The 21,700-nt window shown below is 50.6% G+C and carries 23 protein-coding genes; 18 read left to right on the forward strand and 5 right to left on the reverse strand.

Annotated features, from left to right (window positions below; all coding sequences use genetic code 11):
• Positions 1–146 precede the first annotated feature (146 nt).
• Both BUA24_RS13400 and BUA24_RS07260 read left to right on the forward strand, forming a co-directional pair.
• On the forward strand, positions 147–374 hold the full coding sequence (locus BUA24_RS13400; protein ID WP_072790613.1) for a transposase: 228 nt from the start codon (positions 147–149) through the stop codon (positions 372–374).
• 867 nt (positions 375–1,241) lie between these two features.
• Complete coding sequence (locus BUA24_RS07260; RefSeq protein WP_072790616.1) at positions 1,242–1,484, forward strand: DUF3039 domain-containing protein; 243 nt, start codon at positions 1,242–1,244, stop codon at positions 1,482–1,484.
• A 965-nt stretch (positions 1,485–2,449) separates the two neighbouring features.
• On the opposite strand, the gene BUA24_RS07270 is transcribed toward BUA24_RS07260, so the two are convergent.
• Complete coding sequence (locus tag BUA24_RS07270; protein ID WP_072790637.1) at positions 2,450–3,334, reverse strand: aldo/keto reductase; 885 nt, start codon at positions 3,332–3,334, stop codon at positions 2,450–2,452.
• A gap of 164 nt (positions 3,335–3,498) precedes the next feature.
• Here BUA24_RS07270 and BUA24_RS07275 point away from each other — a divergent pair, with 164 nt between their 5' ends.
• On the forward strand, positions 3,499–4,071 hold the full coding sequence (locus tag BUA24_RS07275; RefSeq protein WP_072790640.1) for a DUF308 domain-containing protein: 573 nt from the start codon (positions 3,499–3,501) through the stop codon (positions 4,069–4,071).
• A 119-nt stretch (positions 4,072–4,190) separates the two neighbouring features.
• Positions 4,191–4,394 (forward strand): hypothetical protein, encoded by a 204-nt coding sequence (locus BUA24_RS07280; RefSeq protein WP_072790660.1) that lies wholly within the window; start codon positions 4,191–4,193, stop codon positions 4,392–4,394.
• 16 nt (positions 4,395–4,410) lie between these two features.
• Here the strand turns inward: BUA24_RS07280 and BUA24_RS07285 are convergent, their stop codons facing one another.
• The gene (locus tag BUA24_RS07285) at positions 4,411–5,985 is read right to left on the reverse strand and encodes a class I adenylate-forming enzyme family protein (RefSeq protein WP_072790663.1); all 1,575 of its coding nucleotides are present in this window, start codon (positions 5,983–5,985) and stop codon (positions 4,411–4,413) included.
• Between the two features lie 199 nt (positions 5,986–6,184).
• Between BUA24_RS07285 and BUA24_RS07290 the strand changes: the two genes are divergently transcribed.
• From BUA24_RS07290 to BUA24_RS07305, 4 genes are all read left to right on the forward strand, one after another.
• Complete coding sequence (locus tag BUA24_RS07290; protein WP_072790666.1) at positions 6,185–6,790, forward strand: MarC family protein; 606 nt, start codon at positions 6,185–6,187, stop codon at positions 6,788–6,790.
• Between the two features lie 69 nt (positions 6,791–6,859).
• Positions 6,860–7,363 (forward strand): hypothetical protein, encoded by a 504-nt coding sequence (locus tag BUA24_RS07295; protein ID WP_072790668.1) that lies wholly within the window; start codon positions 6,860–6,862, stop codon positions 7,361–7,363.
• Positions 7,360–7,956, forward strand: a complete 597-nt coding sequence (locus BUA24_RS07300; protein WP_072790671.1) for a hypothetical protein — start codon at positions 7,360–7,362, stop codon at positions 7,954–7,956. Before BUA24_RS07295 ends, BUA24_RS07300 begins: the two co-directional genes overlap by 4 nt.
• Before the next feature lie 97 nt (positions 7,957–8,053).
• Complete coding sequence (locus BUA24_RS07305; protein ID WP_072790674.1) at positions 8,054–8,827, forward strand: fatty acid desaturase; 774 nt, start codon at positions 8,054–8,056, stop codon at positions 8,825–8,827.
• Positions 8,828–8,981: 154 nt separating this feature from the next.
• Here the strand turns inward: BUA24_RS07305 and thiL are convergent, their stop codons facing one another.
• Positions 8,982–9,908: a thiamine-phosphate kinase gene (thiL, locus tag BUA24_RS07310; protein WP_084660304.1), complete on the reverse strand. Its 927-nt coding sequence runs from the start codon at positions 9,906–9,908 to the stop codon at positions 8,982–8,984.
• 118 nt (positions 9,909–10,026) lie between these two features.
• On the opposite strand from thiL, the gene BUA24_RS07315 reads away from it, so the two are divergent.
• Positions 10,027–11,826: a phosphoenolpyruvate carboxykinase (GTP) gene (locus BUA24_RS07315; protein WP_072790680.1), complete on the forward strand. Its 1,800-nt coding sequence runs from the start codon at positions 10,027–10,029 to the stop codon at positions 11,824–11,826.
• A gap of 495 nt (positions 11,827–12,321) precedes the next feature.
• On the opposite strand, the gene hemH is transcribed toward BUA24_RS07315, so the two are convergent.
• Entirely contained in the window at positions 12,322–13,353 is a 1,032-nt protein-coding gene (gene hemH, locus BUA24_RS07320; RefSeq protein WP_072790682.1) for a ferrochelatase, read from the reverse strand.
• A 6-nt stretch (positions 13,354–13,359) separates the two neighbouring features.
• Entirely contained in the window at positions 13,360–13,548 is a 189-nt protein-coding gene (gene rpmB / locus BUA24_RS07325; RefSeq protein WP_072790685.1) for a 50S ribosomal protein L28, read from the reverse strand.
• A 483-nt stretch (positions 13,549–14,031) separates the two neighbouring features.
• Here rpmB and BUA24_RS07330 point away from each other — a divergent pair, with 483 nt between their 5' ends.
• The 9 genes from BUA24_RS07330 (at position 14,032) to BUA24_RS07370 (ending at position 21,660) form a co-directional block, all read left to right on the forward strand.
• Positions 14,032–15,756 (forward strand): DAK2 domain-containing protein, encoded by a 1,725-nt coding sequence (locus tag BUA24_RS07330; protein ID WP_143146452.1) that lies wholly within the window; start codon positions 14,032–14,034, stop codon positions 15,754–15,756.
• Positions 15,757–15,780: 24 nt separating this feature from the next.
• On the forward strand, positions 15,781–17,961 hold the full coding sequence (recG, locus tag BUA24_RS07335) for an ATP-dependent DNA helicase RecG (RefSeq protein WP_072790690.1): 2,181 nt from the start codon (positions 15,781–15,783) through the stop codon (positions 17,959–17,961).
• A 56-nt stretch (positions 17,962–18,017) separates the two neighbouring features.
• The gene (gene rsmD, locus BUA24_RS07340; RefSeq protein WP_072790692.1) at positions 18,018–18,572 is read left to right on the forward strand and encodes a 16S rRNA (guanine(966)-N(2))-methyltransferase RsmD; all 555 of its coding nucleotides are present in this window, start codon (positions 18,018–18,020) and stop codon (positions 18,570–18,572) included.
• Positions 18,569–19,060 (forward strand): pantetheine-phosphate adenylyltransferase, encoded by a 492-nt coding sequence (gene coaD / locus BUA24_RS07345; protein WP_072790695.1) that lies wholly within the window; start codon positions 18,569–18,571, stop codon positions 19,058–19,060. Before rsmD ends, coaD begins: the two co-directional genes overlap by 4 nt.
• Positions 19,050–19,616: an ATP synthase subunit B family protein gene (locus tag BUA24_RS07350; protein ID WP_143146454.1), complete on the forward strand. Its 567-nt coding sequence runs from the start codon at positions 19,050–19,052 to the stop codon at positions 19,614–19,616. Before coaD ends, BUA24_RS07350 begins: the two co-directional genes overlap by 11 nt.
• A 5-nt stretch (positions 19,617–19,621) precedes the next feature.
• Positions 19,622–20,116 (forward strand): YceD family protein, encoded by a 495-nt coding sequence (locus tag BUA24_RS07355; RefSeq protein ID WP_072790701.1) that lies wholly within the window; start codon positions 19,622–19,624, stop codon positions 20,114–20,116.
• A 79-nt stretch (positions 20,117–20,195) separates the two neighbouring features.
• Positions 20,196–20,375, forward strand: a complete 180-nt coding sequence (gene rpmF / locus BUA24_RS07360) for a 50S ribosomal protein L32 (RefSeq protein WP_072790704.1) — start codon at positions 20,196–20,198, stop codon at positions 20,373–20,375.
• A gap of 12 nt (positions 20,376–20,387) precedes the next feature.
• Positions 20,388–21,374, forward strand: coding sequence for a phosphate acyltransferase PlsX (gene plsX, locus BUA24_RS07365; RefSeq protein WP_218587437.1), 987 nt, complete (start codon positions 20,388–20,390; stop codon positions 21,372–21,374).
• Between the two features lie 16 nt (positions 21,375–21,390).
• Positions 21,391–21,660: an acyl carrier protein gene (locus BUA24_RS07370; RefSeq protein ID WP_084660305.1), complete on the forward strand. Its 270-nt coding sequence runs from the start codon at positions 21,391–21,393 to the stop codon at positions 21,658–21,660.
• Positions 21,661–21,700: the final 40 nt, after the last annotated feature.

The raw sequence follows: 21,700 nt of genomic DNA on the forward strand, positions 1-21,700 counted from the left end.
TACCCAGCCCATGCTTGCAATGGTGCCAGGGGTTCCTCTGCGTCGTACACCTAAGTACAAGCGCAATGGCATTAGTAATCTCTACGCTGCCCTTGATGTCGCCTCCGGCAAGGTTATCACCAAGATGACGGTTGCCAAGAGGGCAGTTGAATTCATTATCAGTTCTTAGAGCTCATCGACCGACAAGTACCAAAAGGAGCTTACGAGTTCACGTCGTTTTAGACAACTACTTATCCCATAAGACCGAGTCGGTGAGAACCTGGCTCCTTGCCCATCCGAGATTTGTGTTCCATTTCACACCAACGTATTCTTCTTGGATGAATCAGGTAGAGAGGTGGTTCGCAGCCCTGACTCCAGTAGAACGTCATCGTTGATGCGGGGCTTTTCGCAGTTAGCTCTTTTTGTGCGCGATGGTGATGGTGCGTTCTGCTACGAGACGTAAGTGTCGGCAACGTGTCGGCGTTCAGCCGTAAATAGGAAACGTGGTGTTGAAACTGCTAAGGTAGCCGTCCAGGGCGTCGTTCTCCATGTACCTTTAAACTCGCCCACCGAGGCAGGGATCGTCTGAGCCTTTCTTTTCAAAGGTTGCGTACCGATCATCGATACCGTTCTCACCGAATATGCAGCCGGGCTCCGAAGTCTTGCAAGCACACAATCTTGAAACTTATGACCACTGACAATGTATGTGAAATTGATTGCCAACGACTTCAAAGCCCGGCGCAAGATCGCCGTGGGAGTAGAAGATAGCAGTCGTATCACTCACAAAGGCGTTGGCAACACGTCTGTAAACAGGGAATTCTCGCATCTCTGGGACAGAGGGCTGTGACGCAGCGCAGTTGAAGAAGGGAGAGGTTGGTAATCCAGTAGTGTCATTAATGCCACTGGTTTGCAACCACCTAAGTGAGTTTGCAATTTCCCAAGAGATCTCCATTGTCGGTGAAGTAAATGCTCCTAGAGAATAAGGTCGTCATCGTACTATGCTTAGCGATATTACTAATCGAGGTTCTCACACGTTGTGCTGGTGGTAGCTGGCGAGACGGTAACGCAAGGATGGTAGGGCGTCGATCTCTGTACTGCCGCATTGGATGCGTTATCCAATGCCTAGGTATTGGACTTGGGTGTAGATCCTTCCCTAAGTCAAGCTGACATATAAAAAAATTATGAAGTTTCATAGGAATATTTGAGAGGTGCGATTGTTAACGTCGGCGGTCTCACGATTTCTCGCACGGTAAACTGGTTTCATGGCAAGTGTTGATGAACTTACCCGGCTTCTTCCAGGAGAAACCGACATTGAAGAGCGCGACCGCATGGCTCATATTGTTTTTCCTGCTTCGGCGGTGACTGAGGCCATTGTAACTGGTACTCCTTGTACTGCGTTGTGTGGAAAGACCTGGGTACCTAATCGTGACCCAAAGAAATATCCCCTCTGTCCAACCTGCAAGGAGATCGCTGAAGGAATGGGATGGAAGGTTCCTGAGATTTAGGGTCGATCCCGATCTCAAAGTTGCCTGGCAAGATGTATTTAGCCGCCAGGAAACTGTCACCTCGGGTTCAGGAGGTCAATCACCTTGTTTAGGTAGCTCATCTGACATTGGTTTGTGCAAAGTGATCGATTGTTGGTCGATGTCTTTTGTTTGAAAGATCCACCATAGCTTGCGTTCTTGGATGGTTTGGGGCAAATCTTAGAAAAATCGAAGTCCCAAGTTTGAAGAAGATGATTATGACTAACGCTCCGAGAGCAGGTCTTCCGGTCATCTATCCGGGGTAGTGGACTTCTACGTAAATGTAGCTAAACACTAGACAAAGACCAGCGACTAAAGCAACGATAGTCATTAGTTGGTGGCGTTAGAGCCTAATTCCCGCTGTAATTGCGCCGGCATTGGTTGCATGTCTGCTCGGAAAGTTATAGCCATGGATTTTGGTGATGAGAGGGTCGGCGTGTGTATTCGATATGCATGGTCTAGGTTCGCTAAATAACGGTTTTGGAACGAAGTGCGACAGACCTCTTGCAAATATATTGCCAGTAGCAGCCGAGGAAATTCGGGAGGTATCGTCCAAGGAGCTTTCGTGTCTTGTGGTACTCTACCATGCGACTAGAAGTGTGAGGACAAGCAGTTTAACTCTAGTAAGGCGAGCGTACCGGGCCATAAAGCCGTGGACCCACCGAGTCGCAATGGCAAAGTGGTCTACCTCTTCGTAAAAGCGAAGATTCAGCGGCGCAGTATCTTGATATACCCTTGGCGTCGAAAGAACTAGCGGAAAGTTGTCTGTACTAAGCGACTTGAGCTCTAAGTTACTATTTGGGTTCGCTAAGACAATCAAATCCTGCGGTATGAAGACTGGAGATGTGCAAGAATTTGAACTTTTCCAATTGGGTCCGCTCAAACTATGGTGACCGATTAACCGTGTACCGCTACGGTTTGTGTTGACCAGCGAGGACTTAGATCATTCAGATTCGTTCAAGATCGTGCCCATCAAAGACACGGCTGATACCAAACTCTCGAGCGTCATCTTCCATCTCGATGTTTGCCGGAGCGGAGATGGGGAGTGAGGCTGCGTTCAATATATGATCTAACGTTCGATAGTCGCTGGAGGTGTTCAGAAATAGCTGTGGGTTGCTAAGAACGTAGTGTACCGCACGTCTTATTGCGTCAGCGTGGGTAAGCGGTTCGTACCAGCTGTAGTGAGGGGTGTCAGGAGAGGTGTTATTCCAGCGGCCCCTGGCGATAGACTTTATCGCTTGCACCGCAACCCCCTGCTTTTCACAAATTACAAGTAGTTCCTCCACGTCCTCTCTGTAAGAACTATCGGACATCATAGCGTAGTTGTATGGGAAAAGCACTGAGTCGTAAGGGTACTCCTTTAGAGACCTAATGTGCATGGCGGGGATGCGTGTTCCATGACCCGTAACACCTATGTAGTCGACTAAGCCCTCGTCCTTTGCCTTTACGAGCGCCTCAAGAGCACCTCCTGTTCTATGTACCTGTTCCCACTCGTCAGCCTCGACTAAGTTGTGGAGCTGAATTAGATCGACCTTATCGACCCTAAGGCGTGACAAAGAACGCTCTAGAGATCTCCTTGCAGCGTCGGCGTTTCGATCCTCTGTCTTAGTTGCAAGGAAGAACTTCGACCTATGTTCCTTCATCCATGGACCGATACGCTCTTCAGCGTTTCCATATGAAGCAGCGGTGTCGATGTGATTGACCCCATAGCGCACTAAAGTATCAAACACCTCGTCTGCGAAGGCCTGTGAGCAACTGCCTAGACCTGCTGCCCCAAAGATGATCTTGGTGCTCAAGTGCCCTGTGTTGCCGAATTGCGCTCTAGGAATCATAGTTCAACAATAACAGAGTCTTAGGGTGATCTTGGCATGCCGGGGGCTGACCAAGAGGTACCTAGGTTAAATTATCAAAGGGGCATTGAGGTTTCTGTGAAGTTATGCAAAACTATTGTTCGCCAAAGTGGTTCTTTATAACGTGGACTTAGGAGATGATGAACATGTATCCTAAGCACTACTATCACGGTGACTTTGAAAGCAAAAGCTATGGAGATGCTCACCTACTTTCGCTTCGAAGCGTTGTGCCTAGTCTTGCCACCTTGCTCCTGGGGGCGATCTTTGTCGCCGTGCCTAGATTTGTTGATACTGCGATCGGGGAGATGTTGGGGCTAGCAGTTGTCTTCCTCGGCCTAATCGTTTTGTTCGTAACCTCCGTTATTTTGTCCCGTCCCATTGTCTCTATAGGGGGATTTACTGGGGTAGTAATTGCAATCCTCGGTGGGCTTTTCCTCCTCAATCCAAAGTATGCGTTGGTGCTTGCGGGCTCCCTCACTGGCGTGGGGCTGATATTCCAAGGCGTGATGGAGTTTCGTCTCCGCGCAGCGAGCCCAGCAGCTAACTTTGCCCGATTCCTTGCAGCGTTAGGCGTCCTCTCGGTGATTGGTGGCACTTTATTACTCGTATTTCCACTACTTACACTTTCGGCACTTACGATGGCAGTTGGAGTTTGGATCATCGTCGCCTCGACCCTGCGGATATCTTATGGGATGTGGATGAACCTGAGGAGTAGATGAACTAAAGAAGCACTGGGGTTTGTTATTAGGACTGTGTCAGCACCAAAATCGTTAAATGGTCGGAAGAGTTAATCCGATGGATTCTAACGATACGTATGAGGCATGGAAAGGTTATCCGTATGAGTGAGTCGTTCTGGCAAAGAAAGAAACCGTTCGTTTACGGAATTCTGCTCGGTTTTGCGATGTATGTGTTTCTTGTGCTTCTCCTCTCTGGCTTGGCGATTGAGACCGCAGTGATCGTCGGAGTACTACTCTCCGTTGCCCTCGTCGTTTTTCGCTCTACTGAGCCATCTTCACTCGAAAGAGCGCAGAGCCGGGGTTGATGTATCTTAGTTGGAGCTACTCCCGATGAAGGACGGTGTTGGATCCTTCCTCAGGTCGCATATGTGTCCCGGTGTACTTGAAGAACATGCGGGCTATCTGGGACCGAAGCAACTTTCCTGATGCGGATCGCGGCATCTCGTCTAAGACCATAATCTCTATATTCACTCCTTCTAAGCTCCACTGATCTTTCAGGCGCCTCCTCAACTCAGTCTCTGAGAAAGAGCTGTGATCTGATGGAGTAACAGCTATCAAAAAAGCGTCGGTGCCGTTCATCTGTGAAAGGTCGATAGCTACTACCTCGCCTATGAACTCCTCGCTCGCAAGGCCTACCTCCAGTTCCTTGTGTGAGAGACGTCCACCGATTTTTTGCCACCTCTCACTTGTACTTTCTAAGTGAAGGTTCCCGAGAGCGTCGACAGTGCCGATCTCGCCAGTTCTTAGGACTCCGTCGCCTATAACCTTAGATGTCTCATAGGGTAAGAGCCAATAACCCTTTGTGACAGAACGACTCGCAATTGATATTTCAGAGACTCTACCACCTTTGTTGTAAGACTGCTTTGAGTCGAACGATCCATGTATCTCTGTGCCAAAGATAGCCTTACCTCTGCTTGTGAGATCTTTGGAGCAGGACCATGGATTATCAACAGTGACGATCCCAGAGGCCTCGCTTAGACCGTAGGTGCGCCTTGGGTCTATCCCCATTGAGTACAGCAGATCGCTCTCCTCTGCACCTAATACTCCCTCGGTGACGAGAGCGTATCTTAGGGACACTGGCTCGACGAGCGCGCGGCGCCTAGCTATCTCCTGCCAGTTCCTATAAGACATCGACAGCGCTGTGGGCTGGGTGCGATTGATCGCGTCAGCGATTGAGAAAGCGCCTAGATCGTGTTCTATATGAACGGTCCCTCCAAGATAGAGAAGAGGAAGTACAAAGGTCGTGAGACCCAGAACTGATGAGAGCGGCTCTGCGGTTAATGTATCATCGTTGCTAGAGAGTTCATCTAGGGTGGCTATCATCGACACCGTATGGCTTTCTAGGTTGCGATGGCTGAGTTGGACAGCTTGTGGTCGAAGTGCCTGGGAGGCCGTATAGGCCAACATGGCCGTCTCGGTGTCGTCGATGTGGTTACTTTCAAATCTTGGCTTTCCTCTTGCTAGCAGGGCGCTGTAGTCGGCGACGGGTGATCTTGCCATGTTTGTCGTAACGATTAGATCCATCTCACAAGATACAGATTTGAGTGCCTTTTGAACAGTTTCGTAGCCGGACTCAGAGGTGAAAAGTACCCTTGGACTGGAATCCTCGATGACGAAGGCCAGGTCATCAACTCTTAGTGAAGCCTCGAGGGGGACTACGACTCCGCCGAGTTTCGAAACTGCAAAGAGTATCTCGATCCACTGTGGTGAGTTCTCTAAAAACAGCGCAACTCGATCGCCTCGACGAACCCCATAAGAGACCAACGAGGTTGCTAGACGATTGCTGTTTGTGTCAAGTTCGGTGTAGGAAATAGCTACATTTTTGGTGCTTAGTGCGATCTGATCCCCCGACAACCTAGCTCGTTCCCTTGCCCAGTTGCCTATCCCTCGATCCATCACCCCAACCTCCTGCTTGACCCCAAGGTTCTGATACCTCTAACGTTAGCAATACCACCAAAAACCTACAAGTGCCGATTCGAGCAATGTGAAGGATCAAAGACATCCAAAGACAATGCAAATCTTGCATAGGGTGGATTGAGTCGTATATCTAAGAGCTAACTTGTAGGTACCGAATCCCCAGATGGTACGAGGCTAGATGGCAACCTTCAACATTAAGTTTTTCACGCAGGTCTTTATCACGTTGCTGGTAATCATGGATCCTTTAGGGAATGTGCCAATATTCCTTTCTCTTACGAGTGGATCTAAGACCTCCTCCCAGAAGAAGCTTGCATTTCAAGCGGTTCTTGTGGCAGGAGGGGGCATCGGTGTATTTGCACTATTTGGCAAGCAGATACTTGACTACCTAGGCGTTACGATCCCAGCGTTACAAGGGTCCGGTGGACTTCTACTGCTTCTCGTGGCTCTAGAGCTCCTTACCGGTCAGGCTTCCAAGCCGACGGCACTTGATGAAGTCTCTGTGGCGCTTGTTCCTCTAGGCACTCCTCTTATCGCAGGACCAGGCGCGATAGCTGCGATAATCGTCTTTGTAAAGGAGATAAGAGGTGGAGGAGACGTAGTAGCCCTCGTCGCTGCGATCCTTTCGGTACTTGTTATTTTGTGGCTATCGCTTAGATTCTCCCTTCAACTTATAAAGATTCTAAAGGAAAGTGGGATCATGTTGCTAACCCGGGTCTTTGGACTTCTATTGGCAGCTATCGCTGTTCAGCTGGTTGCAGAGGCTGTTCAGGGCTTTATAAGGTAGTACATTACTACCTTCATCTGATAACTTAGTTTTAGGTGCAAAGGATTCGAGACTCTCAGGGGTTGTTAGGTGATCGAAGGTTCATTGAAAAGCGATAAGGTGATGCGAGCGTACGGTAAAACTGTTGTAAGTGCCGTTGTGATTGCCTTTGTGCTTTCGGTTCAGTTTTTGGCCGGAATATGGATGAATCTCTACGATAATATTCCCAAAGACCATCCCGGCTACAACGATAACAACTATCTAGGGGCATCATACGACATAGTCAAGTGGGGACTGTCCTCGGGTATTACAGCTTTGCAGCTTCACATCGTACTTGCGAGTATTTTGGCGGTCTCCGTGGTCTATCTTCAGATAGTGGTGGGACCTACTAATTCCAAGGTACTCATTGTGTCAGCTCTGGTGGCGATATCGTTCTTTTTTCTGGCGTCACTTTATGGCCTAACCTACCTGGATAACTATCAGCGATCAGCCTCGCTCCTCATGGCGGTTGGGTTTTTGGGCTTTACCCTCACAGACGTATTTGTTCTAGCCTATGCCCTAAGACTTCGAGGTGTTCCAAGGGAGGCTGTATGAACAAGGCTGATGAGGGTCTCGCAGATGCAGTTGAGATCGCTGTTGAGGTATTCTTCGCCAAACTGAGTCGCATGCGACTGGTTCTTACCCAGTCCTCCGTCTCTTTTGTCGTGTCTTTAGCTGCTCTAGCTGCAGCGGTTCTCAGGACATCGGGTCTTGTTTTCGTTGTTATCGTGGCGGCGGTCTTGCTCTTAGGCGAGTATGTGGGATACCGTTACGTGAAAGAGCAAAACATCTATGGTTCTAAGGCCTCTTCAGGTGGCTCTTGCGACTCTGGTAAAAGTTCACCATGCGATAGCTGTAGCTCTAAGGGCTCGTCCTGTCTCGGCCTATATCAAAATGCGCTGTCGCTCAAGATCGCCCGTGCAGAGCAGCAGCAACTCAAGAAGATCTTCTCTTCGCCTCTTTTGGCTCAAGCTGGAGTGCTGTTAGCGATAGGGGCCGTAGAGTTGATAGCGGTTCTGACGGATTCACTGCATCCGACTTACTCCGGTCTCGTATCTCTGGCCTTTGATCTGACCGCCCTCTTAGGGGTTTTATGGATGCGACATGGGGCCAAGAAGATCAGTGCGGCAAAGATTACCGAAAAATAAAAGCAGAGACTAAGGTGACGGATCGCTTATCGGAGCCATAACGATATTTCTTAGAGATAGAGGGATATATCCACTGTTTCGAAGGTACGATAGGTAAGTGAATTCATGGATATTAGGGGTCATATTAGGCCTTGCAACAACACAGCTCGCTGTGATGGCAACGACAATCTATCTGCACAGAGGTTTGGCGCACAAGTCGCTAACGATGGACAAGAGGTTAGCGTTAGTCTTTCGATTAGTTATTTGGATTACAACCGGTATCCGCCCAAGAGAGTGGGTTGCCGTTCATAGAAAACACCACGCCTTTACCGACGAGGATCCAGACCCACACTCACCATGGGTCCTAGGTTTTTGGAAGGTTCAGCTTGGAAACGTCATTTACTACAGAAGAGAGGCGAATCGTAGAGCCACGGTCGATAAGTACGCCAAGGACCTTGTGGGCGACAAACTCGATGAGAAGCTCTTGGATCGTTCCCTCTTAGGTCTTGGCATTGGAATTGCAATCCTTTACCTCATTGGAGGGTGGGAGGTTGCTCTTGTTGGTTCCTTGGTACACGTGGTCTCTTATCTTGGAATCTCTGCCGCCGTTAATGCAATCGGCCACACGTACGGAAAGAGGCCCTATCGTAATTTGGCGACAAACAACAACTGGCTGGCCCTGATCTCCTTTGGAGAAGGCCTTCATAACAATCACCATGCGGCACCTACGGCTGCAAGACTGTCTTTCGGTAGGCGTGAGTTTGATCCGGCATGGGCGGTTATCAAGGTTCTGCTCAAGACCAAGCTTGCAACGGTGAGACACTCCAAGCCTGTCTTTTCTACCAAGTCGGGACAGCCTAACGCGGTGACTGAAGGGGCTACTCTCGCATAGCTGCTTGCTTTGGTAGAGATCCAAAGGCATTTATACAAGGTTCGCGCCTAATCAAACAGTTCGCTTGGTTTGAGCACGCCTAAATGGATTATGTCACTGATCTGCACCGCCACTTTGTGAGCGGTGTAGAACTTTTCCTAACTGACTCGATTGCCTAGTGCAAGTATCCTCTTTTTAGAAGAGGCTCTCCCTGTAGATCTCTAGTTGTGGGGTCTTCTACGACTTTACCTATGACGGTGGCACGGGTGCCCTCCAAGACCTCTTCTAGCATCTCTACGAGTAGTTCTCCATCCGGATGGAACAGAAGGAGTTCGTAGTCCTCACCACCGAACAAAGCGTCTTCGGCGGTTGCAGGGGAGACAAAGGGAACTCTTTCGAGCTGAAAGCCGACTCCGGATGCGTCCGCAACCCGATGTAGATCTAGCGCGAGACCGTCTGAGATATCGATAGCAGCTTTGGTGCCGAACTCAGCCGCCACACGTCCAGCTGTTACTCTCGCCTTGGGACGTAGATGTGCCAGCTCAACTTCACTGGGGTGTTCTGGTCTTTGCCCCTTCTTTGAAAGGCTTCTTAGCCCTGCTGAAGACCTTCCAGTTGGACCGGTGATAACTATTGAGTCGCCAGGCGCTGCCTTTGACCTGAGCATGGGCACAAGGTTGTTGCTCGTGCCTACAACGCTTATTGTAACGACTATCTCCGTGGAACGAGAGATGTCTCCCCCTACAAGGTCAGCGTTGTAAGTATAACAGGCCATCTGAACTCCCTCGAGGACCTCATCGATTGGGAAGTTTTTTGGTCCGCTGACTGCGCAGAGAACGTACTTTGGGATACCCCCCATAGCGGCTATGTCAGAGAGGTTGACCACAACGGACTTGAAACCGATATCGCTGGCTCTAAAGTATGAAGTCTCGAAGTGGGTGTGCTCCACGAGCATATCACTGCAGAGCAGAAGATCTTTAGATTGGGGGACCACCACAGCACAGTCGTCACCTATTCCCACTTCAATATGGGGCCCTTTCTTAGCGTTTTCGTCAGTTACCCTACGGATAAGTTGTTCTTCATTCCAAGGTTGGGGGTTCAGTTTCTCGCTACCTCAGTTCCTTGTATTTGCGTTTATATATAAAATGAGTAAAACTTACCCTAGCTGTAATACGCAAGCACTTTTATAGAAAAATCATTTGGCGTTGGAAGGATTTGATATGTCCACTGTTGTCTCCCATCCTGAGTTACAAAGATGGATCAACGAGATCTTCGATCACTGTGAAGCAAAGGAAGTTTACCTTTGTGACGGTTCACAGGAGCAGTTTGAAGAGCTTGCTGAGAAGCTGGTGGCAGCAGGGACCCTCGTAAGGCTGAACGAGGAAAGACGTCCAAACTCCTACTGGGCGCACTCGGATCCCCGAGATGTAGCTCGGGTCGAAAGCAAGACCTATATATGCTCCGAGAGGCAGGAAGACGCCGGCCCAACGAACAACTGGCGGTCTCCCTTGGAGATGAAAGCGACTCTTACAGATCTATATAAAGGTTCAATGAGAGGACGGACTATGTATGTGATTCCGTTCTCAATGGGTCCTTTGGGCTCAGAGTTCTCAATTATTGGCGTTGAAATAACGGATTCTGCTTACGTTGTCCTAAACATGATGTATATGACCGAGGTTGGTAGAACTGTTCTTGAGCGTCTTGGGGACGACGGTAACTTTGTCAAGTGTCTTCACAGTGTGGGGGCACCCATAGATGACGAGGAAAGCGAAGATGTTCCTTGGCCGTGTAACCCTGAAAATACATACATTGCTCACTTTCCAGAGACCGAAGAGATCTGGTCGTTTGGATCGGGCTACGGTGGAAATGCGCTGCTTGGAAAGAAATGTCTAGCTCTTCGAATCGCAACTGCGGTGGCTCGACGGGAAGGATGGCTAGCAGAGCACATGCTGATACTGAAACTAACGGATCCCTCTGGGCGTGTCCACTATGTGGCCGGAGCTTTCCCTTCCGCCTGTGGCAAGACAAATCTCGCCATGTTAGTACCGACCCTGAAAGGATGGAAAGCGGAGACCATAGGAGATGATATAGCCTGGATGCGCTTTGGATCCGATGGACGGCTCTATGCGGTGAACCCAGAGAAGGGCTTTTTTGGGGTGGCGCCAGGTACATCTTCTAAAAGTAACCCCGTTGCTATGGAGACGATAAAGCACTCTACTATCTTCACCAATACTGCACTGACTGAGGACTTAGATGTATGGTGGGAGGGAATCGAGCAAGAGCCCGGAAAGTTGACGGACTGGCAAGGGAAACCCTGGGACCCTTCTGTGGGTTCACCTGCGGCGCACCCAAACGCCCGTTTTACTGTACCAGCCTCTAACTCTCCGACCATCGCACCTGAGTGGCAAGATCCAAATGGTGTACCGATATCAGCGATAATGTTCGGTGGGAGAAGGTCCTCCCTAGTCCCTCTTGTAACGGAGTCGTTCAGCTTTGATCACGGAGTCTTTATGGGCGCAACGATGGCGTCGGAGACCACGGCTGCAGCTGAAGGCAAGGTTGGCAAGCTGCGCAGGGATCCTTTTGCGATGCTGCCTTTCTGCGGTTATCATATGGCCGACTACTTTGCGCACTGGCTGGCTATGGGTGAGTCGGGAGATGATTCAAAGTTACCTAAGATCTTCCTGGTCAACTGGTTCCGTCGGGACGCTGATGGACGGTTTTTATGGCCAGGCTATGGCGAGAACTCCAGGGTCCTGAAGTGGATGATCGAAAGGGTTGAGGGTAAGGTGGATGCTCTTTCTACTCCTCTTGGTCTAGTTCCAAAGCCTGAGGATCTTGACCTTGAAGGTCTTAATCTCGAGCCAGAGCGCCTAACTCAGCTATTTGACGTTAATGAATCTGAGCTTATCGAAGAGGTTGTATCTATCGAGGAGCACTTTAACTCTTTTGGTCCTAAGTTGCCCAAGAGGCTTTGGGATCACCTTGAGCGGTTGAGATCGACGATCAGGAACAACTAGCTACTAAGCGAGCAATCCCTAACAAGGTTCACAGACCGATGGTGTTCGTCGGAGGGGTGCGCACTTCTTACGCTAGCTAAAAAAGTCACGATGCTACCTAAGCGGGTGATTAGTATCGCATTTTGAGGCCACTTGGTAGTTGCGGTGCTAAGTGGGGTAGCGGCTTGGTTTCTTGTTCGAGGGTCGTGTGTGAGGTGTTATGTGTCTTTGGAACACAGGTAATGCCAATCTGCCAATAGGTATGGCGTTGTTATGAACTTTTCGCAGGTTTCGCTAAGAGGAGTATGTAAGCGTACTCGTGTTTTGTTGACCCTTGAACTTCATACCTATAGAGGTGGCATGTGGATCTAACTCAAAGGCTTGGAGCCTTGTTGTCCGTTCGATTAGGGTCTTAAAACTTCTTGTGGGTGCCACCAAGCGTTAGCGTCTAAATCTTAGAGGTAACGCTGACCGGCGAGGTTGTCTCCAGCTAAAGTTGCATATCAATCGCTGTGACTACTCGGAGAACAAACAGCAGTGCTCCTCGCAGAAGTCAGGCAAGGCCGCACCCACGGCTAGGCGTGTGCCGTGATCTGCGAGTCTCTCCTCGATGAGGTCGGCGACCATAGAGATAAAAAGCGAAGAATTAGAGGCAGTGGGGACTCGGTACATATTTACGCCAGCCGTCTCTGCGCGTTCCTTAGCGAGGGTGTCGAGGTCGTATCGAACCTCTTGATGATCGGAGATAAACCCGATCGGCACTACCACTACTTCACTGAAACCTTCGCTGGCGAGTTCATCGATCTTGTCTCCAACGTCTGGCTCGAGCCAAGGCTGGGAGGGCGGACCGCTTCTGGATTGAAATGCGTGATCGACACGGTATGTGTTACCTAGGGCCTGTTCGAGTTCCTTTTTTAGATAGGAGTTTACGAACCTTAGCTGGCTTTCGTAGTCGCAAGCAGAGGCCATCGCTAAAGGTATCGAGTGTGCGGTAGTTACGAAAGCGGTAGTAGATGGTCTAGGAGATCCTGCTGATCGAAAGGTCATAACGGTCAACTCGACAAGCGAATTCAGAAACTTGGGGTGGTTGTAGAATCCACGAACTTTGTGAAGGACGATAGAACCAGTGTCGGCGTTAGCCTCGATAGAGCGCGCGATATCCATGCGATACTGCCGACAGGAGGAGTACGAGGAGTACGCTGAGGTGACGAAGACGAGTGCTTTTTTTACTCCATCTGTAATCATTTGACCGACAGTGTGCTCCACATAGGGGTGCCAGTTCCTGTTGCCGAAATATATAGGAAGCGCCAGATCTCTGCTCTTTAGCTCCTCCCTAACCGCCTCGATCATCGCACGGTTTTGCTCATTTATGGAAGAGACTCCGTCGAACAGGTAGTACTGATGGGCAACTAATTCTAAGCGCTCTCTGGGTATGTTGCGCCCACGAGTAACGTTTTGCAGAAATGGAACTACGTCCTCTTTCGACTCCGGTCCACCGAATGAGAGCCAGAGTACGGCGTCGTAAGCGTCCTCTCCCCTGAGAGACATCGTCTTTTAGGCTTTGCTCACTTTGCCAGCACGAATGCAAGAGGTGCACACCGAAATGCGCTTTGGAGCGCCACCAACGACGGCTCTAACCCTTTGAATGTTGGGGTTGAACCTCTTTTTATTCCTTCTGTGAGAGTGTGATAGACTCATGCCAAAATACGGTTTCTTCCCGCAAAGTTCACATACTGCTGCCACTTTATCTCCTCAACTGTCGCACACGGAAGACCTATTCTACACGCTCCGCCGAGCTCTCTTGGACAGTTATCGATAATTTGACGTCATCCAAAGATGCAACGGATATTGAGGACTCTTGGGTGATGTCGGCTGGTGCTCATCGCACATATAAAGGCGACTATCTCGTGCTTTATGTTGTCGAGCCGTTGGGTGTAATCCTATGGAGCATTTAGAGGTACGAGGGGCATAAGGGCTTGGTAGCTCATTAGCGGCATAACGCCCTCGTTTTGATGAGGACTCATAGACGGGTAAGATCACGTTGACCTGCAACGATTCCGAGGCAAGCTAAGGGGACCGACGATCTCAGTTTTTGGAGAAGACAGCGATCTAAAAAAACCATGTCACTTATTGTTGTCATGTGATGTGAGAAATTAGTTGTTGTGAGTGAAGGGGTATCGGGATTTATTAGTTCACTATCGGGCTTTGTGCACTACTATTTGTGCAGTGAATGAAAGAAACTTCGACGAGATGAACGCCATAAAGAGAAGCTTCTTCAAGCTCGAAGAGCTGTTAGAGGCAAACTACAAGAGGCTCAATCGTCTCAACGTGTTTCCTGTTCCTGACGGCGACACAGGCACCAACATGTTGCTTACGGTAAGGTCGGTGAACGAGGCTCTAAAGAAGGTTCAAGGACAGGCAGAAGAGGCAGCAGTCCTGGCCAAGACGATCTCAAAGGCTGCGCTTCTAGGTGCGCGTGGCAACTCTGGCGTCATCCTCTCGCAGATCATTCAAGGGTTCGTGTCCCATCTCTCATCCTCTATAGAGCGGGTAAAAGATCCCACTGAGCTAGTGAGTGCATGGGCAGAGGCACTGCAAAAAGCCGCTGACGAAGCCCGTGCAGCTGTACTAAAGCCCATGGAAGGCACCATCTTGACGGTGGCCTCCAGTGCAGCTAAGCAGGCGGTTATAGTCTCTAAAAGTGCAGGGGCAGATCTAGAGCTGGTGATCAGGGAGTCTCTTGAAAGAGCCCGAAAGACCCTGGCTGAGACACCCAACATGTTAGAGCAGCTAAAGAAGGCGAACGTAGTGGACTCCGGTGGTGCGGGGTTCGTGCATGTTCTAGAGGCGCTTTACATGGGGTTTTTGGGTAAGGATCTCCCAGACTCCTTGAGAAGCCACCCTTGGCTCGAAGAAGACGGTGAAGGCGATGCTCATATCTCTGACGAAGTTACATACGTGGACCCAAGCAGCTCGAGTAGAGGACCGAGGTATGAGGTGATGTTTCTCCTCGAGGCTGACTCCGAAGGTGTTGAAGAGATGAAGAGGAGGTGGGCGGAGATAGGGGACTCAATCGTGGTAGTGGGGTCAGATGGAGTTTATAACTGCCATATCCACTGTGACGATATTGGAGCGTCGATCGAAAGCGGAATCAGAGTGGGAAGCATTAGCGGAATCAGGGTGTCGGATCTATACGAGCTGATCGGCGAGCACGCAATGGAGGTGTTGTCAGATACAGCGACAGAATCGACCGATAACCACGTTCACTCGAGCGTTGAAGCTGGGGATACTGTATCGGCTATGGTTGCGGTGGTCAATGGGAGTGGTCTTGCGGAGACTTTGCGCTCTGTTGGGGTAGATGTTCTTGTCGATGGTGGTGAGTCGATGAACCCTTCTACGGAGGAGCTTCTAAGAGCTATCTCCGAGGCAAGGGGTAGATCGGTGGTTATCTTTCCCAACAGTAAAAATGTGGTTGCAGCGGCGAACCTAGCGAAAGACCTCTCCCCTAAGGATGTGGAGGTCATCCCTACTAGCTCCGTGCTACAGGCCTTCTCCCTGGCTTTGGACTTTAATCCCGAAAAGACAGCCCAGGAGAACGCAGCAGTTCTCAAAGAAAAGATCGACGAGGTTCGCTTCGGCGAAATTGCCTATGCTTCAAGATCAGGTGTTGTCTCCTCTCAGGATGTAAGGTTTGAAGTTGGCGAGGTTATCGGGATATACCGTTCCAAGGTAGAGGTCGCCAGCCATGACTTAGCGGCAGCGACCCTTGCTCTCTGCGAGGTGATGCTGTGCGAAGGCGATGAATTGGTCACATTGGTCTATGGGTCTCAGGTTCAAAGAGATGAGGCTGAAAAGATTCAGTCGGAGCTAAGCAGGGCATTTCCCAGTCTCTGCGTGGATCTTTTGTACGGAGGTCAGCCACACTATCCCTTTTTGATCTCCATTGAGTAACACCTTGAGCCTATACTGGAACATATGTGCGAAAGTGTGTCGACGGTGCGCGAAAGTTCGATCGTTGAGTTACTTCAGCTGCCTATAGAACGCATCCACGGGGTGGGTTCTGTGCGCGCAAAAGCCTTTAGTGCTTTGGGGGTCGAGTCCGTGTACGACCTCCTCACCTACTATCCAAGACGTTACATAGATCGCACGCGCCAGTCGCCTCTAGTTGAGGCCGCTTTGGACCAGGAGATTTTAGTTCTTGGTCTGCTCAGTGACGTAAGTAGCCGAAGACTACGAGGCGGCAAGGTCATGGTTGAAGCGAAACTTTCTGATGGACATCGGCGCTGCAAGCTTGTATTTTTCAATCAACCGTGGCGCCAACGGCAGTTAGAGAGCGTGCGAGAGGTTGCAGTCTTTGGCAAGCTGCAGAGCTTTAGGTCGCAGTTTCAGATGACCAATCCAATCGTCGATACAGTCGGAGATCGTACCGGGGTGATTGTTCCGATCTATCCCATGAGTGAGAAGGCGCATATATCCACCTGGGATGTCCACAGGGCGATAAAAACGGTCTTTAGCGATCCATCCTTTTCCATCTTTGATCCAGTGCCAAAGGATGTAATCGAACGCTTTAACCTGTTGGATAGAGACTCGGCTTATCGTTACGTTCACCTTGCAGAGACCTTGGACCAAGCAAAAGCTGCCAGACAGCGCCTGATATTCGATGAGCTATTCCGTTTGCAGCTTACCTTGGTAGCCCGAAAGGCGAGATATTTGAGGGAGTCTCGTGGCGTGACTCATGAGGTGTCGCCGTATGCTTGTAAAAAGGCAGAAAGGGTATCACTCGTAGGCGCTTTTATCTCCTCACTACCCTTCCCGCTCACAAAGGCCCAGGAGAGGGTGGTCTCCGAGATTGCACGGGACATGGAAGGTCCCGCTCCAATGCACAGACTCGTACAGGGCGACGTCGGCTCTGGAAAGACGCTTGTAGCTCTTGTCTCTATGTTGTTTTCTGTTCAAAGCGGCATGCAGGCGGCTCTGTTGGCTCCGACCGAAGTTCTTGCGGAACAGCACTTTCTTTCACTCTCTAAGTACCTCAAAGACTTTGAGGTGAAAGACCAAAGTACCTACTCCCTGTTTCAGGGATCAGAGAAGAGGATAAGTGTCGGACTGCTAAAGGGTTCACTTGGGGCAAAGAGAAAAAGCGTAGTAGAGGGTGTGCGAAGCGGTGAAATTGACATCGTCGTTGGAACCCATGCGCTTTTGTCTGAAGGGGTCTCGTTTAGGTCTCTTGGGCTTGTTGTAGTGGATGAGCAGCACCGCTTTGGTGTGGATCAGAGGGCTGTGCTTAGGGCTCGTGACCGTCAGGGTGAGGGGAGGGATCCCGATACCTTGGTTATGACTGCGACGCCGATTCCGAGGACGGCAGCCATGACTGTCTATGGAGATCTGGATGTAAGTGTGGTAGACCAGCTTCCGCCGGGCCGCACTCCTATAAAGACGATATGGCTCTCGGGTGATACCAAGAGCGCCTATGAACACCTGTTAGAAGAGGTAGGGGCAGGGGGACAAGGTTATGTCGTCTGCCCCTTGGTTGAAGGCTCCGACAAGGTTGTGGCTAAGTCTGCGGTGATGGAGTTCGAGCGCCTGAAGGAAGGTCCCTTACGGGGGGTGAGAGTTGGCCTCATGCACGGACAGATGTCAGCCGATGAGAAGGATCGTGTTATGGAGGCGTTTCGTTGCCATGAGATAGATGTGCTTGTGGCCACAACCGTTATTGAGGTTGGTGTCGACGTCCCTAACGCAACGATGATGGTGATCGAAGACGCCGACCGGTTTGGAATAGCACAGCTGCATCAGCTTCGAGGCAGGGTCGGTCGAGGTAAGAAGGAGTCTTTTTGTTACCTGCTCTCAAACTCTGACAAGTCTCAGGCAGAGGAGCGTCTGCGAGCGCTTGAGCGATCCACAGACGGGTTCTTTCTTGCAGAAAAAGATCTGGAGCTAAGGGGTGAAGGCACCATTTTTGGAACGAGGCAGAGGGGTAACAACGACCTTAAACTTGCGTCTTTGGTGAGAGACAGAGACATGGTGCCAAAGACGCGTGAGGTGGCTGAGGCTGTGATCTCAAGTGATCCCACGCTGTTTCGTGCCCCACAGCTCAAAGAGGAGATACGAGAGTTATTCAAAGACGAAGACGTTAGGTACCTCTTTATGGGGTAGTGCGTCCTTGCGGCCGTAGTCGCATGTAAAGCTGTTAGGTGGTAAAGTGAACCCTTGTGAGGGTCCTATCAGGTAGCGACAAGGGGAGGCGTATTGTAGCGCCACAAGGGTCCTCGACCAGACCCACGACTGCGAGGGTAAGAAGCTCGACCTTCGATATGCTCTGTGCGAGGTACGACCTCTTTGGGGCCAAAGTCCTTGATCTTTTCGCCGGTAGCGGTGCACTCGGCCTTGAGGCGCTGTCTAGAGGTGCCTCGAGTGCGACATTTGTAGAGTGGTCGTCTAAAGCATCTAAGGTACTGAGGGAAAATATCTTTAGACTCGGCGTGCAAGATCGTGCAAGGGTGGTGCGCTTAGATGCTTTAGAGTACTTACAGCGTATGAGTGACGACGAGAAGGACCAATACGACCTTGTGTTCTGTGACCCTCCCTATAGGTTCTCTGAGTGGGGTGTCTTACTTATGAGTGCTCCAAGGTCGGCGATCCTACTTCTTGAGTCTGATCGAGAGATTGAGGCTGTAGAGGGAAGGACTGTGCTTAGGAGCAAGAGGTACGGCGGAAGTGTGGTTACTATTATGAGCGCTGAAGAACAGCGAGGTGGCTTGAGTTGAAGAAAGCGCTTTTCCCGGGGTCCTTCGATCCTTTTCACAACGGGCACCTGGAGGTAGTGGAACGCGCATCACAACTCTTTGACCAGGTTGTGGTCGCCGCTATGCGAAATCCGCAAAAAGCCAGTCCCATGTTCGATCTGGAAGAACGAAAGAGCTTGATTGAGGCCTCCACCTCCCACCTTGACAACGTCGAGATCGTGTCACTGTCGACACTGGTGGTAGATCTGGCACGGTCTTTGGACGTTACTGTGATAGTTAGAGGGCTAAGAGCTGTCTCGGACTTTGAGTCAGAGTTGCAGATGGCACAGATGAACCGGCAGCTCTCTGGCATCGATACGGTGTTTATTCCTACGTCGTCTATCTATAGCTTCTTAGCCTCTAAGCTACTAAGGGAGGTAGCCCTCTTTGGCGGAGATATATCTGCGATGGTTCCCCCTCCGGTAGCCAAGGAGTTCTCCAGTCGCTTTGGAGGTGCAGATGGCGGATGATAGCCCTCAAGGTCAGGTACCTGGTGGCGGCGACAGCGTTTCGTCTATTTTGAGCTATGCCATCTCGCTTGTAGAGTCTGCGAAGTCTGTGCCGCTGTCCTCCTCCGTAATGGTTTCAAGAGAAGAGCTTCTAGACCTTCTCTACCGTGCCGTCGATATGGTCCCGCAGGAGATTATGGAGGCTAGACGGCTTCTGCGAGATAAAGAGTCCTACCTTGAGGGTGTGAGGCTGGAGGCTGAGGAGATACTTGAGGCGGCTCGAGCGCAGGCGGAGACCTTTGTGTCAAAGACGGAGGTGATGCGTCAGGCGAACCTAAAGGCGCGTCATCTCATTCAGGAAGCCAAGGAAGAGGCCTCAAAGATGCGCTTTGAGGCTGAAGACTACGCAGACCAACGTCTAGCAGCCCTTGAGATAGCCCTCGTCAACACCTTGAAGGCGGTCAAGGCGGGGAGGGAGAGACTTGCTATCTCTGTGGGCGTTAGAGAGCCTGCTAAACCTATAGTTGGAAACAGCGGCACTTTAGAGGATGACTTTTTCGATCAGGATGAAAGTTAGAGAGTATGAAACCCTTTGCCATAGGTGTTACAAAGCTTTTACGTGATTCATCTGAACCTCTGCACTTTGAACTTGAGGGGCGGATAAAAGACGCCTTTGTCAGCTTCTCAAAGGTTCCAGAGGGTGAGCCTGTCACTATTACAGGTGTAGTAGAGCCGGTTCACCAGGGACTTTTGGTAACGGCTACAATCAAGACAACTTGGCAGGGTTCCTGCGTTCGATGCCTTGAGCAGGCTGAGGGTCCTATTGAGGTGGATGTGGTTGAGTTGTTTGAGGAGGAGGGGCAAGGGGAGGAAGATACCTACCACTTGTCCGGTGATATCTTGGACCTTAGTGAACTAGTAAAGGACTTTGTGGTCCTAGAGCTCCCAGTAGTACCCCTTTGCTCTAAGAGCTGCAAAGGGCTGTGTGTTAACTGTGGCCAGAACCTGAACGAAGAAGCCTGTAGCTGTTCGAAGGATGAGATTGATCCCAGATGGGGCAAACTTAGCTCTTTGTAGGGAGGCTTCAAGTGAAACTCCGGCTAGAGTTATTTCCTTGTACTTTACCGTAAGTCACGTAACTCTGGAGAAACGTTAAATGGCTGTTCCTAAGAAGAAGACCTCCAAGGCGAAGTCGGCGAGCCGCAAGGCTAGTGCGTGGCGGCTAGACGTCGCTTCATCAAGCACCTGCCCGTACTGCGGAGGGATAAAGAGACCTCACTATGTCTGTCCTACCTGTGGGTACTACAAGGGGCGTCAAGCCGTCGAGGTGGAGTAAAGGTACAGCACAGTGAAACCCATTGCCGTTGATCTCATGGGAGGAGATCATGCACCAGCTGCAATAGCCGAAGGACTCGAGCGGGTGTCAAAGGAGAGTCACATACCAATACTAGCGGTCGGTACCTCTGAAGCCGTAAGTATGGTGGATGGACTAGACAATGTCACGGTTTTAGAGGCTGCCGAGGTGGTAGAGATGGACGAAGACGCCGCCTACGCAGTGAGAAGGAAGAAAGACTCGTCCATAGTGCGTTGCGCTGAAGCGGTCCGTGACGGCAGAGCCTCCGCTTTGTTCTCTGCTGGTAATACCGGTGCGGCTATGGCGAGTTCTTTGTTTAAGATGGGCCGGATCTCAAAGGTCTCCAGACCAGCCATCGCAACCACGATCCCACGTCCGGGCCACTTCGCACCGACAATTTTGTTGGACTCTGGCGCAAACGCGGACTGTACCCCCGAATGGTTAGTGCAGTTCGCAGTTATGGGTTCGATCTACTCGGGCCTTAGATTTCAGATTGAAAACCCCAGAGTTGCAGTCCTTTCCATCGGTGAGGAGGCGGGGAAAGGCAACTCGTTGGTAAAGGAGACCTACGAGCTTTTGTCCAAGGAAGGAAGGATCAACTTCATCGGTAACTGCGAAGGCAGAGACATTATGGCGGGTGATGTCGACGTGGTAGTTACCGACGGCTTTACGGGAAACGTGGTTCTAAAGACACTAGAAGGTGGTATGCGTGCCTTCGCCAAGGCAGCCCTTGGTGCGCTTTCGCCAACGGACGATGCCGATGACCTCTTGACAAAGGCGATGCCCAGACTGACACCACTTATAACTGAGTTATCTGCGGATACCTATGGGGGAGCTGCTTTGTTGGGTGTGGACGGCCTGTGTCTTATCGGACACGGTTCCTCTGGTGCAGAGGCGATCTTTAACGCAATTGTAGAGGCAGATAAGATTGCGCAGCTCGGGCTGATCGAAGCGATCAGGACTGCCCTTAGTGGTTCATAGAACAAAGGAGACAGATGTGTCGGAGCTGACCCGTCAGGAGATATTTGAGACTATTAGAGGGCACTTGGCGGACATCTTGGAGATCGACCCCTCCAAGATAAGCGAAGGCTCTTCCTTTAGTGAGGATCTGAACGCAGACTCACTTGCTCTGATCGAGCTTGTAGAGGCGATAGAGGACGAGTTCTCTAAGGGTGACACGACCTTTAGAATTGAAGACGATGAGTTGGAAGATCTAAAGACCATGAGAGATGCTGTGGACTACGTAGTCGAGAAGTTGGGAAGCTGATCTCTCTATGAGCCCATTCATCTCGCTTAGACCGTGATGA

Origin of the sequence: Ferrithrix thermotolerans DSM 19514 (genome assembly GCF_900128965.1) — a bacterium.
Lineage (GTDB): Bacteria > Actinomycetota > Acidimicrobiia > Acidimicrobiales > Acidimicrobiaceae > Ferrithrix > Ferrithrix thermotolerans.

Bases quoted from the DNA above. Each gene is read 5' to 3' on its own strand.
- BUA24_RS07260 (WP_072790616.1), top strand. From the start codon at position 1,242: ATGGCAAGTGTTGATGAACTTACCCGGCTTCTTCCAGGAGAAACCGAC.
- BUA24_RS07270 (WP_072790637.1), bottom strand. From the start codon at position 3,334: ATGATTCCTAGAGCGCAATTCGGCAACACAGGGCACTTGAGCACCAAG.
- BUA24_RS07275 (WP_072790640.1), top strand. From the start codon at position 3,499: ATGTATCCTAAGCACTACTATCACGGTGACTTTGAAAGCAAAAGCTAT.
- BUA24_RS07280 (WP_072790660.1), top strand. From the start codon at position 4,191: ATGAGTGAGTCGTTCTGGCAAAGAAAGAAACCGTTCGTTTACGGAATT.
- BUA24_RS07285 (WP_072790663.1), bottom strand. From the start codon at position 5,985: ATGGATCGAGGGATAGGCAACTGGGCAAGGGAACGAGCTAGGTTGTCG.
- BUA24_RS07290 (WP_072790666.1), top strand. From the start codon at position 6,185: ATGGCAACCTTCAACATTAAGTTTTTCACGCAGGTCTTTATCACGTTG.
- BUA24_RS07300 (WP_072790671.1), top strand. From the start codon at position 7,360: ATGAACAAGGCTGATGAGGGTCTCGCAGATGCAGTTGAGATCGCTGTT.
- BUA24_RS07315 (WP_072790680.1), top strand. From the start codon at position 10,027: ATGTCCACTGTTGTCTCCCATCCTGAGTTACAAAGATGGATCAACGAG.
- hemH (WP_072790682.1), bottom strand. From the start codon at position 13,353: ATGTCTCTCAGGGGAGAGGACGCTTACGACGCCGTACTCTGGCTCTCA.
- recG (WP_072790690.1), top strand. From the start codon at position 15,781: ATGTGCGAAAGTGTGTCGACGGTGCGCGAAAGTTCGATCGTTGAGTTA.
- BUA24_RS07350 (WP_143146454.1), top strand. From the start codon at position 19,050: ATGGCGGATGATAGCCCTCAAGGTCAGGTACCTGGTGGCGGCGACAGC.
- BUA24_RS07355 (WP_072790701.1), top strand. From the start codon at position 19,622: ATGAAACCCTTTGCCATAGGTGTTACAAAGCTTTTACGTGATTCATCT.
- rpmF (WP_072790704.1), top strand. From the start codon at position 20,196: ATGGCTGTTCCTAAGAAGAAGACCTCCAAGGCGAAGTCGGCGAGCCGC.